The sequence below is a fragment of the Flavobacterium sp. Sd200 genome (assembly GCF_009826935.1).
In the GTDB taxonomy this organism is placed as follows: domain Bacteria; phylum Bacteroidota; class Bacteroidia; order Flavobacteriales; family Flavobacteriaceae; genus Flavobacterium.
This window is the reverse complement of the sequence record NZ_WUMN01000005.1, coordinates 24,232-39,887: the sequence shown is the minus strand read 5'-3', so window position 1 is coordinate 39,887 and position 15,656 is coordinate 24,232. Positions and strand designations below refer to the sequence as shown.

General features: G+C 38.1%; 4 protein-coding genes. All 4 read right to left on the bottom strand.

From position 1 onward, the window contains the following. Position 1: 1 nt before the first annotated feature. The 4 genes from GR160_RS13895 to GR160_RS13880 are packed head-to-tail and all read right to left on the bottom strand — an operon-like array spanning position 2 to position 15,656. Entirely contained in the window at positions 2–724 is a 723-nt protein-coding gene (locus GR160_RS13895; RefSeq protein ID WP_160750492.1) for a hypothetical protein, read from the bottom strand. Positions 725–750: 26 nt separating this feature from the next. After that, positions 751–6,642 carry a hypothetical protein gene (locus GR160_RS13890; RefSeq protein ID WP_160750491.1) on the bottom strand — a complete coding sequence of 1,964 codons (5,892 nt, stop codon included), beginning with the start codon at positions 6,640–6,642 and terminating at the stop codon, positions 751–753. A gap of 17 nt (positions 6,643–6,659) precedes the next feature. After that, positions 6,660–15,182, bottom strand: coding sequence for a hypothetical protein (locus GR160_RS13885; RefSeq protein WP_160750490.1), 8,523 nt, complete (start codon positions 15,180–15,182; stop codon positions 6,660–6,662). Positions 15,183–15,191: 9 nt separating this feature from the next. Continuing rightward, positions 15,192–15,656 carry a hypothetical protein gene (locus GR160_RS13880; RefSeq protein ID WP_160750489.1) on the bottom strand — a complete coding sequence of 155 codons (465 nt, stop codon included), beginning with the start codon at positions 15,654–15,656 and terminating at the stop codon, positions 15,192–15,194.

The following is a 15,656-nucleotide window of genomic DNA, read 5'->3' as shown; positions in this document are numbered from 1 at the left end:
ATTAAATTAAAAATGAAATGTCTGAAAGATTGTTCCATACGGTACTATACAAAACGCCATAAACAGTGCCTGTGCTGTCAATGTCAATACGCCCTACATTGAATATTGATGAGCTATCTGCTTTAATAACTGTAAATGAGGTTTTGCGTGCCGGCCTATACCCCGAGGGCAGTGTAAATAAGGCAAGCCCTGTGGTTGTGCCGTCCTGAGCAGTTCCACCCTTTATTTTGCCATCTAAAAAAACCACTCCATTTTTTCTCCTGTATCTCACAGAGTTAACAGCGTCAAGAGCCGAAGTTGAATTTGAGAAAGTACTTATTGTTTGCCAACCGGTATCTTCAAGACCTAATGCAACATCTCCTGTAGTTGTATTAGGAATAACCCCATTTACAGTTTTTACCGGAGCCCATTTTATAACTGAAGCTTTAGCACCAGCCGATGTGACTGCCCTTAGTGTATCTGTGCCGATTTCTATTTCGGCAATCGTGGCGATTTCTATAAGCCCTTTTACCGTTTGTGATGCTGAAGGCACATTATGCAATATGGACTCTTTTACACCTAACGGTGTAACAAATTTAATATCATTAGTACCTTCTTCTGCCTCTAAAACTGTTGCTTTATCGTCGATAATGTTTACAGTTTTTTCTATCAGGTCTGCAAATTCCTGTTCTCCTGGCCTGTCGCCTGTATTAAAATATCCTTTTAATGTTTCTCTATTTTCCATGATTATATGTATTAACCTTAAATCTTTTATCTGATTGTAAATGTGCCCCCGATTATCATAGTGCCAATGCCCCCTATATCCTGCCAAGTGGCTTCATCATAAATTGAGAGTATGTTTTCTTTAGTGCTTAACATACCCGAAAAATTTTCGGCAAGTACTTTATAATGATAATATATAGGCGTTCCTAAACTGTCGACAACAGCTAAATTTCCTAAAGGGTAATAAAGTAAAGGGAGATTTGAAACTATCTCTGATATTTTTTCCCAATTACCCTGATTGTTCATCCTGTAAATATGGTATTTACCATTATAAACAGTTTGCGGCCATGAAAGAGTAACAAACCTAAGTTCCTGCTGGCTTAAAGGCTCAGAATAGTAGGAAACCACAGGCGATTCAGGGAGGTAATTGTTTACAATATTTGTTATAACAGCATTTGAAGCCTCTGAAGGCACATAATCTACAATCAACTGCCCACTACTGTCATTATATTTTGTAATCCTTGAAACCGTTACTCTGTAATACAGTATATCACCATACGGCACCAAAGGCAGGTCGGCAAAATCATCTGTAAATACCCAGGTATTTAAAGCAGGCATCCCCTCTGTTTCAAGGTCAATAACCTTTACAGCTTCCATACTGCGAATTGATAACGAATCTGCTTTGCTTTTTGTCCTGTAAATAGTAATCTTGCGTATATTCTGTACTTCAGGGTATGCATTGATTTCAAACTGTATGGCAGGGTTGATTCCTAATACCCTGTTTTCTAAAACCGATAAAACCTTAATAATTTCAGGCGATGGCGGGGGATTAGTATTGACAAGACTTATCGGCCCAAGTATTGCACTATAGGGGCTGGTTTTCATTTGCAGGTTAATTTCCCTTGCAGCATAAAAATATTTTGAATTAGATGCCCCGTCCAGTGCAAAATCAGTAAACTGAGTTTCATAAGCAGCTGCAGACAACCTTTTCATCATAGGCGCCATGTCAAAGTCTGCATGCTCCGGTTTTAAAAGGTTGCCATTTCTGTCCCGCACTACCTGTTTTTTTGGTACAGGTATATAGGAAATGCCTTTAATATGGTTGTATATAATGGGTACCTCTGTAAGCGGCACAAAAGTGTTATAAACAGTTTCTTTAATAAAATCTTTTATAGTAAGTTCACCATTCCTTACAGTTCCATCAGGTAGATTAATTTGTGGAATAACAATAATCCCTAAATTGCTAACTGGTTGGTTTTCATTAAGAAGCGGTACCGGCTGCGGCAGGTTGTTATAGTAACGGTTATGGTCTGCTATAAACTCATTTATTGCCCTGTAAAATTTAGGGTTATCAGGCATAGGGAGGCTTATACCGTCAAAATCGGCAAAAACATCATCCTGATAATCAAAACTTAAAAAATCCTGCCAGCGTTCCATATAATTAGGGCTTTCGCCTTTCATGAAAATGATGTCCATAACAGTATCAAGCGTAGACAGGGTATTTTCGCCTGTTATGTTATGGTTATAGATAGACATTAAGATTTGTACATCACTGGTCCTGTTAAATTGTACAGAGTATGGCTTATGGTCGTAATCTGTTGTGAAGGTATAAGTTGACTTCCCAAAAAAATCAGGGCGTGTGGCATATAGCCCACCAAGTGGCTTTTGAGGGGCTAATGGCTCTTCAAATTTTCTGGCGAACATTAGGGCAGGCATAGATAATTGCGAAAAATGAGACGGAGTAATATCACTATTATGGCTCCTTAAACTAAAGACTGAATAGTGCATGTCTTCATCCTCGCCTGGTAAAATATAGGGTTCGGTAAGGTTATGCGAAGCATCTGAATGTAAATAGACCTTATAGCCGGGGTAATAATTAATTTCCTGGCTTATACTGTTTATTTCTTCAGGCATAAGCCTGCCATTATAGTCAGAACTTTCACTAAAGGTTAGGTCTGAAATATAAAGTTTAAGGTCTAAAGTCTCCGAACCGATATTCTCAGTATTAACTACCTTAAACTCTTTTCTTATCCCTTCCGGATTACTGTAGGTATGTATGCGTACCACACCATTGTAAAACTCTACCGAATCATCTCCTATGGCACCACTGTACTGGTCATGTTGCGGCATTGAAAAATCAGTGAACGTTACTTCATAAAGCCCTAAATGCCTACTCTCAATAACAGGCTCATTACTATCTGTGGGATAAATTTCTACATTTTCAAAAACTTTATTTATTACAGCCTGGCTGTACACCCCCCTAAATTTTTGCAGGTGTGTTTCCTGTACACCTTCCATGTTTGTAATGATTACATCTTCATTATGAATTAAAGTATGCTCAATATCCACCTTTAAGGCTAAAGGCTTATTGTTTGCCGTGCCGTTCCAGGAGCTAAGCGATTGCATGTTTTCTACAATTAAAAACAGGCTTCCCTCTTCAGGAACAAGGGGGCTGTCCGGCAATATACTGTCATCCTCAGTATTTACCGTACCTGCATTGGTTCTTTTAAACACAGTAAACCTTGGATATGCTAAAGTATTATCTATTGAATGTATAATATATTCATTGCCCTCTACAAGCATTACACTTCCTGTATAATTTATCTCAGCACCTGCAGGGATAACAGGGATAACCGACTGTGCAGGCTCTGCCGGATTGTATGGGTCTGCAGTGCTGTTTAAAATATAAGGCTGCGTATCTACATTTATTAAAAGTGGGTTACTGTTGTAGCTTATTGTTCCTGTCATTCCGGAAACAGTCCCCGGAACCCTGTCCCTGAAAAATATTTGCAGTTCTGTGGCAAAGGGCTCATCTTCATTTGGTAATTCTACAAAGCCTGGATTATATTCGTTACCTATCTTTTTATGATAGCTAATTAATTCCTGTGCATGGTTGTATTCAAATGTAATCCGTACGAGTGTCTTGTCGGTAATGTTTTCATTCTCATTTAGTTCACTTAGCATTCCCTGTTCCGAAGCGCTGGTAAGCAGCAACGGCCCTTCCTCCTGTATCAGCGCAACATTTAAACCGCTTGGCGGCAGTAATTCATTACTTGGTTTTATAATGGTTTCAATGTTATGGGTTGTGGCACTCGATACGGCCCTGCTAAACCAGTTTATACCATAAGAGCTGTAAGTATGCCATCCTGTTTGTTTTTCACGGTGTACAAATAATGGGTTGCCCGGCTCAGGAATAACTATTGATAATGTTTCTTTCTTTTTAAAACCGTCAGTAACTGTAGCATCAATATTCTCATAAACATAATCATAGGAAAGTTCGGGCTTCCTCCATTCTGTATCTGACATCTTTCTGTATTCTATACCGGCATATACCGGCATGGTATTTAATGCGAGTGAAAATTCTCTTGTACTCGCAAAGAAGGTAATATTATCTGACTCATCAGGCAGACTTTCATTAAACAGGGTAATAAAGCGTGTTTTACCATCGGGAGAATAACCTTCGGCGTCTGTAATACTTGCTGATGATTCTATAAAATTACTGGTAAATATACCCGGAACGGGCACCTTAAGGTCTACCGGTAAGGGCAGCCTTTCGTCCTGACGTGAGGTAGGCAAAGAGCAGTAAAGGTGTTCTACTTCGCGTGCGCCAAGTCCATCATCAAGGTCGCCAAAAGTGGTGTACTTTGCCACATACACATGCCGGCCGCCCATTATATCGCTTTCAGTATCCAGCACACCAAGGCCAAGCATACGGGCTATATGATAATCCAGCGAAGTAATGTTTAACAATGACAAATTCGACACCTGAAATTCTGATGCCTCCTCCTGTTGTGGGTCAGTGCCCTCTACCGCATCATAGCTATAGGTTTCTATTGCTTCAGGATTATCAGCATTGTCGCTAAGCGCGATATATTTTTCTACTGCAAGCCGTATGCTGTCTTCAGCTTCTTCGTCAAGGCCGTTCCATTTGCTTTGATAGTTAGCCGTATTTACAAACGAACCGTCATTATACCTTTTCCAGGTGCCATGCACCATGCCGGGTTGTGGTTCCAGCCTTTCAAAAGCTTCAGGTGTATCTAATGTCAGGGCATGCTCCCCAAGCAGTACCCACCCCGTGGTATTATTTACACCAGCTATAAGGTCGGTATACAATTCAAAATCTATAGATATCGGGTAGGTATTAGAGCATTGCATCCTGATGCTCCTTATATTTTCGCTAAAAAGTTTGGTGTCAGAAGAGTTATTTAACGCCTTCCTGTAGGTTACCCTTTTAGGGGCTGTTATTTTATTTTCTTCTACTGAAAGCAGTTCTATTTTAACCGAAGTAGATGTCACTGATGAAAAACGCGGCGTTACTGCCAGGCTAAGCTGATTTTTATTTTCTATTTCCAGCACGCCGTTTAGGGCAGTATAATTTTGTATGAATAATTGTGGGTTACTGTAAGGGTTTACCGAAGCACTTACCTGTGTGTAAGCTGCCGTAGTTTTAAAATTTACATAAAACAGTTTACCATCTACTGTATATTGCCATGACTGTGCCGCTTCATTAATAATTGCGGGGGTAACACCAAGGTTCAATGTAGTTTTACGTTCAGTATAGGGCGCGCGATAAATGGTTACATAATCGTCTGGCTTATTAAAGTTTGCAGTAGTTGTGGCATAATTTGCCTTTGGTAAATGGGTTGATAGCCCGTTTTTAAATAACCATCTCAAATGGATACCATTCGTACTGTCTACTCCTGTTGAACCCGCAGCCTGGAGGTAGAGGTGAGGGGATTGGAGCATTGAACTTATACCCAATTGTAATGGTAAGCCGAAAGTACAAATTTCTGTAACCGTTACATTTAAATCTGTAACAGACACAGGATAATTAAAAACGTCAAAGATTATCTGTTCCTGAATAGAAAATTCAAAATCTGAGTCTAATGTTATAGCAAGGTCAGTTAAAGGTAAAGTTAAATCTCCAGGAATTGTCCTACAACTATTAAAATCTAAATCAAGCCTGCATACTAAACCATTGTTACTATCTATAATAACTTCTTCATCTAACAAATCAATTGTCATGTAAGTAGTCAGATCAAAAATTTTATGCCAAACAAAGTTTAGATTATGATCAAATTTTATAATATGAGTTTTTGCATATAGTTCATCTGGTCCCTGAAATATGATTCCAGTACTATTAACTGAAGGATTGGAAAAAAAGGAGATTTGCCAAAAATTGTCTAGTAAAATATTTCTTGCTGTAATTTGGTAATTTACCGGATAATTTGGGTATGTCTGTTGGTCGAATTTGAAAATAAAAGGTTCAGTTGTAGTTTGTCCATATATAAAAATCTTACCGTCAATATATTCAACATATGTTATATGACAATCATTGAAAGAAATTTTATTTACAACCGTAAAATTACTGTCTAACTCTACTAAATGTGAAACACCATAAATAAGAAAGCCACTATTAAACGGAAATATCTCGCCAAGAAAAAGGCCATTAAAAGCATCCACGGCATTACATGTATAATTGCCTGATCCATAGAGAGTAAATATACACATTTGACTTGGGTAATCAATATCTTCATGTCCACTTTGCATGTGAATTCCACACATGACATATGTTTCAGCTTCTACCCTCCTAAAATCACCAGCAGAATACCAAAGGGCCTTAAAAAAATTCTTCCAAAGGATATTACCTGATCCATCTATCCTCATGAAAAATAATCCCGCATGCCAGCCTCCTCTAACATATACTGCTTTAACCAAAACATCATCATTGTCGTACTCAAAAAATCCATGAAATTCTAACCGCCCAATATCAAGTTCATATTTTTTTTGCCATATAACGTCCCCATTTAATGTGAGTTTCGTTATGACAATATAAGAGATTCCACTATTATAACTTTCATAGGAACCACTATAAATAAAATCTTTAATTCTTTTTGAATTGCCATTTACTCCTCCACTATACTGTTTTGCAAAATACATTCTTTCTTCTTTTAAAATTAAATACTTAAATCAGTAATCATCACAATCCCCGTCCTCTTGGTTGGGTCAATAATCTGGTTTGTAACAGGGTTAATGTTAGGTATTACATACCTGTTACCGTCCCAAATTTTAAATGTAAACTTAAAGTCAAGTTCAGGTGCTGTGATAACATAATCCTGATGCATGATTATAGCCTGCGAGTAATCTTTAGAAAAAACAACTTTATAGCTATTATTTGGTACTTGCTCAGCCATTACCAGCAATGTATCTGCAACACTGTTTAACGGCATCCTTGGGTTGTTAAATGGCTCTGGGTTTCGCACAATAATGGCAATTACTTTATCATTATCGGCAGAATTCCTAATAATATTAAACTCGGTAGAGATGGCTTCATCAAGGGGCTCTATGCCTAATATACCTTCAAATATCCTGTCGTAGGCATGCTGGTAGTTGGTAATCCATGCATCGGCATCGTAGCTTTGCCCGGTCATGGTTTTATAGGCCATGTCTATTTGCTGTGGCGTAAACTCTTTACTAATGGTAAAGACCGCTTTTTTGGTAACTGTTTCATCGCCTTCCCCCTCTGTCAGTAAGTAGCTGTTTACCTGTTCTGTAAAGTTTGCATACCTCGATGTACGGAAAACAAACCTATGTACTTCGCGTGTTTCTGAGAGTTCTTCAAACTGGTTATCAACGGTACTGTAAAGGTTATTTACAATAGCCCCATAAAGTTTAGAAGGTTTTAGGTGCTTTAACGCTATACTGATATATTCTGAAGCAGGTATTATCCTGTCTCCGCCTACAATAATACAGTTATTTGAGTTGTACAGGCTTATCCATTGGTTTAATTCAAAAGGCATTTGCGGGTTTTCATCTGTTTCCCATTCTTCAATGGTTTGCGGAATATGAACCGTTGTAATGTCGTTTTCATTATAATCCAGATAGGGTGGGTTTATTATTTCAGTTCCTTCCACGGGGTCTTTAATAACCACCTTTAACCTGCCGTTTATAGCTGGCTTACCATTATAAGCTTCCCAGGTCTTAAAGAAATGAGTAGCATACACCTTATCAAAAAACAGGTATATCTGGGTAGTATCATCGTTGTAAAACAAAGGTTTGGCCATAAGAAGGTTCCCGTCGGCATTAGGGTAAGACCTTTCATAGTCAATATATTGTTTCAGAGATGTCAGTACATAATTGTCAGGATGTGCTATTATTGCATTATTTATTTCATCAGGATAAAGGGTTCCGTCATCTGCATACCGCAGTTTTCCTGCTGCGTCATTGAGTATAGAATTTTCAGTAACGGTGTAATTTTCAGGGCCATTATCACCCTCTATCAATATGGCTTCGCCAGCTTTTACAGACTTGTCGCTATAAGTAGCTGCCGGGTTTGTGTGGAAATAACCCACAGGCCCTGCTGTTGTAAAACCATAAGTGAAAGAGAACTGATGGATAGTGCCGTTATCGACCGTATCAGTAAGTACAAAGTTAATAATGTAAGATGTATCCGGCCTCCATACAGGCTGTACATAATTTGTAATTCCATCTATTGTAGCCTGCGTATCTTCTCTAATGGCATCAATCCCGGGTATATTGGCATTAAATTCATAAGATTCTAATGACAGCCAGCATACAGAATGAAGCATTGTTTTATTTTCAAGGACATCAAACTGATAATTTCCTAATTGATTAATATAAGCCAAAATGTACTGTATAACGCTTACGGCATTGTTATAAGTTTCCTGACTTGGGTTATTTATAAATCCTGTAAGCACACTAAGATACCACTCTATATATTCAGTAATACTAAACCCCGGATTCGACTGATTAAATTCGTTTATCAGGGTTATGATGGTGTTTACATAACTAACCTGTTCGCTAAAATCGGTGATAGTACTGCCTGTTGGCAAATGGCTTAATATTTCTGAAATATTACTATAAAGGTCCTGAAGGTCCTGGTTGTTTTCATTGCCACAGGTACAGTTACCACGTAAACTTAAGTCTGCCAAAATATATTGAATTGCTTGATATGCTTCCGCATAAGACTTTATTTCCGGGTAAGAAGTAAAATAGGCTATAATTTGCATCTGCAACTCAAAACTTTCGGCTATATCGTATTCCGGATTATTTTTGTCGAACAGCACTATTAGTTCTTTTAATTGCCAAATGAAAGACTTAATATCGTCAAAGTCTTCTTTTTTAATTATTTCAGGATTTTTTATATGGTTGTTAACGATCATGATTATCTGATTATGCAAGTCGCATAGCTCATCATCTTTTTCGCAATGTTCTCCACAATTACAGCCGGAACTACAATCACAATCACCTTGGGTTGTAATTCCAGCTACAATAGTTAGTATTGCATTATATGCAGTTACATAGTACTCAATCTTTAAATTATCAATAAAATATTCTATATCCTTTATTCTTTCATAATAAGTTTCATATATTTCATATTGAGGATATTTTTCTTGGAATAATTTTATTTCAGATAAGAGCTTATCTACACAGGTTCGTATTGACGGAAGATCTCCCTCATTTACAACTTTAGGGTCTTTAATGCAATTTTCCAGTAATTCATCAAATGTATCCTTCAGGCCGCAAAGCGTTTCGTCTTTTTTGCAATCACCATTACAATCGCAGTGGCCTTCAGCTGTAATATAGGCAACGATAGTATTTATAGCAGCATATGCATCTGCATAAGTTTCTTCAGAAAGTTTATCATTAAATAAGATAATTGCATCTATTTCTTTGCTAAGATTTTCCCATATTTTGTAATCGGGGTTCTTTTCATTAAAAATAAATAATTGTTGAACAAGGTTTTTAGTACACGTAACTATTTTAGGTAAATTATCTTTGTCTGTTTCTTTAGGATCTGTAATGCAGTCTTTTAATTCCTGCAAAATATAATCATTAAGGGCGCAAAGTGTTTCGTCTTTTTCACAATCACTATCACCGCAATTACATTTTCCTTCTTCCATAAGAGAGTTAACTAAGCTGCTAAGAGTATTGTAAATACTAGTATAAGATTTTAGTGTTGGGTTATTTATGAAGTCTTTTATAATTGGATTAAGCTCCGGATATTTTATATTGATGCCATATTGCGGATATTTTTTTATGAAATCGTCTATAATTTGTGCAATTTCTATTGCACATGGAATCGTGTCAGCAACATTATCTTTTATTTCATTTGGTTTTATAAAACAGTTGTCAAATATTATTTTTATAGAATCGTGTAAGCTGCACAAGTACTCATCTTTGTCACAATCGTTACAGCTGCAATTGCCTTTAATACCTAACTGTGTTATAAGAGAATCCAATGCAGGATGGGCAGACTCGTAGGATACTATATCTGTTTTTTCTATAAATAATTTTACAATAAATATTTGTTTTTCAAAAATTTTAATCAGATTATAAGAAGGATATACTGTATCAAAATTTATTAGCATATCTATCAATTGTTCGGCGCAAATTCTGATATCTTTTAATTCATCATTATTTTGTATAAGTAATGGCGCAGCCATACAACTTTCAAATTGGCTCAAAAGTGTTTTATGCAAATTACAAATGGCACTGTCTTTTGAACATGTTGCTTTACAGTTACAATTACCTTGAGCAGAAATACCCGAAAGTATAGATATTGCAGCACTATATGCCTCAATATAGCTTTCATTGTCAGGTACTGTTACAAAAATATCTATAGTGCTTAGTTCTTTTCCAAATTCCTTAGTTATAGAATAATCCGGATTATCTTTATTGAATTCACCTAAAGTATTTTGAAACAGCTCCATCAGTTGCTGTTGATCTCCAAAAGGAGCTGTGATTGTTGATGGGTCTGCAAATTCTTCGCTAATTTGTAATAAAGATTCATATAAATCGCATAGTGCCGTATCTATTTTGCAATCCTCAAAAAGTGTTATTTCAAATTCCAGTTCACCCAAAGCATTCAAATAATTATTTATATTATCTACGTGAATTATAACTGAAGTGCCATTATTAATAACCGTATAATCTTCTCCAATATCCGGTAAAAGGTTTACATCTATAATCTGGTGATTGCTCTCTATGTAAATGGTATTGCCAACTGAATAAAAGCCCACTGTATTTCCTTCCGGCATGTGACCTGTTACAGTATCCCATGACGTTTGCCAATCCTGAGGGTCTGTAGCCGGGGTATAAAGGTTAGTGGTACTGTTATACAAATAATTATTAACCTGTATAGAGCCCTCCTGATTAATTATTTGTTGCAGTTGATTTTCCAACGTAGTTGCAGATTGCTGCTCCCCATTCAGCAGGCCGGAGTTTACCAGGTCATTATGGTTATATATAGCCGCTATTTGCTCAGTAATAGTATCGGTTAAACCCTGGTTAGGGTATAAAGGCTCAATGATTATCTTGCTTACAGCATTCCAGGAAGGATGGTCGTAAATTACAGGTTCATTAAGGGCATTTGCACCAACTATTATTGTAAACGGCTCATTTGGGTTTGCGGCAAATGGGTCGGGATTGCCGTGCTGTACTTCTAATGCAGAATCATTTATAATTGGTGCATAATATTTTATCCTTACTCCCTGACTATCACTTGTCAATCTTAATTTTATGTATACCGAAGGCTGCGGCACAATTACCTGAAGCTTATTCTGGTTTTTAAACGCAAGCGACTGTGCAAAATTAAATATGTTAGGATGGTTTGTAACCTCTGCAAAATCACCGTCGTTCTTATCTATAAGCAAAAAGGCTGCTTCGTTCGAGTAGAACATACTGTTGGCATCATCACAAAAATACATTTGTGCAAGATCTTTGTTTAAAAAGTCTGCACATATGGGCAACAATCTGTCTGTCTCACAGAAAAGGGAGGCTGAAGTAAGCCCGTACTGTTCCGGTATATACCATCCGGGAGCTCCCTGTTCTGTATAAGAAAAAGGGGTAGTGGCTAAAATACGTATGGTATTATATTGTCCATCAGATTTTTGAAACTGACCGATTTTTAAATTATTATAGGCTGCTGTCTGTTCAGGATCTGAAGGATTTGGGTTAGGATATATTGCCTTGTAAGGATGATAATCAACCCACTCTCCGGCATTTCCGTTTTGAGCCGGTTTCCACGATCTTATTGTTATTGATTCTATGGCATATTGGTGTTTTACCTGGCGCAATTCTTTGCCCCGCACTACTTTATCTGGTGGCACCAAATCTGTGTAACGGGATGGTGCGTTGTTAACACCTCCTATTAAGTTGCCTACAGCTGCTGGCAAAAAGCCTTTCTCTGTTTTTATATCTATATAGGTGTCAAGCGGGATAATTTTTTTAGTAATATTATCATCAAATCCTGTTGGTATTCCAGCTCCAAGGTAGGCAAGTTCAAATGTCTCGTTGCTGAGCATATTAACTCCTTTTACAAGCTGGGAAATATTTGCCTGTCCTGATGCATTGATCATTGGGCTGATAGGCTCCCTGTCAACATGTTTGCTTTTCTCCCACAGTACCTCTACCTCATGGTTAAACCTGAATTTAAAGAATAAGAATTTGATCCTTATGGCAAGCATAAATTTGCCATAGATAAGGAACGGCCTCGCAGCTTCAACAGAAAATAGTATTTGTACTGATGCATACAAACGTACAATCTTAACGTTGATATCTGCGCCTACACCGGCATCAAGATAAGCGCCAAATTGTGGCTTCTCAAAGCTAATTTTACCGCCTATTTCAATGTAAGCCCATGCATGTACCCTTATAATACCTGCATAATTTCTTTGGAAATCAAATTCACCTCTTGTACCTGCCTCAATACCCTTTGCTGAGAGCATAAGGTAACTTTTCAGGGTAATAAGGCTCAATATCCTGGCGACAGTAGGTTTTTCTTTAGTACCAAGATTCACAAACCATTTAGAAGAATCGTTAAAGAAGAAAGCGGCCTGCAAATCTGCATACAGCTCCAGTATTGCACCACTGCTTGTTGGCATTTTAAAGTCGGCGCCAAAACCAAATTCGAGCGAGTGGTCTCCAATGGCTGCCATGGCAAAGAATGGAGGATCTTTAGTATCTTCCAGCCCCAGTCTTGCAGAAAGTATGGATGCCCTGCCGTCAAGCATAAATAATGATGGCACGGAAAGCAATATCATTACTTTAAGGTTGATTACGGTGCCGTTGTCGAATGATGTTCCCAAAGAAGCTCCCGCCCCAATAGAGAATGGGTCTTTATATCTTGAGGTTTGGTTGGGGCCGCTAAATTTTAGCACGTGTATGCCACGTGGCGGTTTTTTGTAATAGTCATACCAGGTGTCTACACCCGAAACTAACCCTATAGCCTCTTTCTCTGCCACATACCTGTAACCCAGTAGTCCACGGAAACCGTATATTGCAAAAGTTCCTAACGGAATAGGGGCAGGAAATTCTATTTCGGCATCCAGAATAAAAGCTGGATATCTCGGCATTAGTTTCATGTTGACACTGCCGGTAATGCCAACCTTTGGCAACTGCAATTTGAGCCCGCCTGCATATTCTTTAGATACTCCGGGGTCTGGTATAGAAAGCCATCCGTTGATTACTGCTACCGGAGAGCTTACAGGTATTGTAAGGTCAAGATAGAGGGTTTGTATGTGCAGATATGAATTGGGTTTGGGCTGTCCTTCTACATCATCTGTGCAATAATAAAACTTAACGCCGTCTCCCCTTATTTCGACGCCAAGTGGGTCTACTTTAAGGCCGCCATCAAAGCCAAAATAATTAAACTTGCGCATGTGGCCGTTTACTTCTTTTTGATGCGAACCATAGTGTATTGCAGATACTGTTATGTCTACAGGACCAAGCTCTAATACAACAGGCTTAAGCAGGCTGATGCTTCCTCCGGCAAACTCCATAGAGCCATCGCTGTATATGCGTAGGCGCTGAATTTCTATAGGGCCAAGATTAAGGTTGTCTTTTAAAAATCCTTCAAACTGTAAAGTACCCGATGTGCCCAGGTAAAAATCGTCACCTTCACGGCCAAGCTCGGCGGTTTTTAAATTATAGCTAAATACTTCCGGAAATACAATAGGGTAGTCCTGTACAGTACCTGTTAGCCTGAAATCGCCATCGTCGAATATCTGGCCCTCAACAAGAATTTCCACAGGTTGGCCTGCCAGGGTAGGGTGGGTGGAAGGATATTTGAATTTTTTTACTTCTAAAGCGGCTCTAATACGGGAGGATATGACTTTGCTTTGCTTAAAAGTAATATCGAAGGCATTGAAGCCTATCTTAAAACCGTTTTCGTTACCTATGTTAAACCATAAATAATCAGTTTCTCCGGGAGGGTTGCCGCCGTCAAAAGTTTCCAGTGCAATTGTGCCCGAAAACCCGCCAGTGCCCACTAAAATAGTTTTGCCTTTAATGGCTAATGTAGTATCTTCCTGAATACTTTTAAACCACTTTTTTGGGAGGTAAACATCCAGCTGCTGCGCATATACACCTGTAAAATCTGCAGGGCGGCCATCGGCATCAGCCTCAGGAATATTGGTTGTTTTACTGAGATCTATTTTTAAGTTATTAATATATATAATAATCCCTGTATTACCTATTTGTGCATATGTATTTGTATCTATACTCAGGTCGAGTGCGTAGCCTAACCCCTGTTGTGTATCTGCATAAAAAGTGGCCTCGGCAAATTTTAGGGTTACTTTTGGGGTGCCTTCGGCATCTTCTGCCGGAATAATTTCAAGTGGATGTTCCGGCTGCGGATCTCCAAATGGGTTCTCACCTAAAGGCCCATATACAGGCTGTAAATACTCGCGAGGAAATGTTAGTCCTGCACTAAGGCCAAGGGAGGCCTTTGCCTTTGGGGTGATTATATTTTTTATGTAAGCTTCAATGCCCTGAGGCACCATAATATTGAAAAACCTTTGCAAGTTTTTTGCCGCTAAATTGGTATCAGAGTTTACTATATAGATGTTAAATAATACCTCGTTTGGGGTCGACAAAAACTCGTTTGCCCTTATTGCCTGTACAATAGAATCAACTGTTGGTTCCTGTGGCAATTGAAAGCCTGCATTTGTATATCGGTTATTAATATCGGTAACTAATTGCTCATACTTTGTGGTGTTATCTGATGCCGGACTGGTAAAAAAGTTGAGCCCCTGCGCAAATACCTGATTTTCATCTAAACGGAAAACCTGAAGGCCAATAGTATAAAATGCTTCGAGCGAGAAAGAAAAATTTTCAAGGCTGAATGAGTGCAGGTAGGCCAGTATCTCCCACTGATATTCGAGAGCTACCGGAAACGATGATATGCTTGTGTTAGAAGCATCGGGGTTTAAAACCAGCTCTAAACCTCCCGGTAAAGGCAGGGCTAAAGGCTCTTTGGTAACTATATCGAGGCTGTAAAATGCACTATCGCCCCTATAGCTTTTAGAGTACTGCAGGTTTTTATAATGTATTTTGCTAAAAATGGCATTGGAGGCTTCCTGTAGAAAAGAAAGGAATTCCGGCAGTTCTTCTACAGATACTATCTCCGACAGACGGGGATAGTATCTTCTTGCTATAGTGGGTGTGATTGCTGGCATAATTAATTATCAAAAAGGGTTTCTTCCTTGTTTTGTTCTTTCTATAAGGCTTGATATATATGTAGAAAGCTTGGGGGATATCATATAAAACCAATTTGTATCTTTATAAAATAAAGCTTCATAAACCGCTGGGTCTTCACCCTGATTTAAGTAGACAAATAAAAATTGATCGTTACCATTGTATGCATCAATAGCAAAAAATGGATGTAACATTTGTTTATTGTTTTCTTCTAAGCTTTCCCTTATATATTCCTGAAGTTCCTCTCGTGTTTCTTCAATTCCATAGTCAAGCACATAACAATAATTACCTGCAAGAAACAGCAATTCTTTTAGTGCTATTGGAAAAGGTTGTCCTCCATTATAAATATATTCCAACGATGAAATAGCAGATTCTGATAAGGGCTGAATAGTCATATTATCTGTTCCCCATTTAGTGGGATTATCCCTTAACATTTGTAAATAATTTATTTCCAT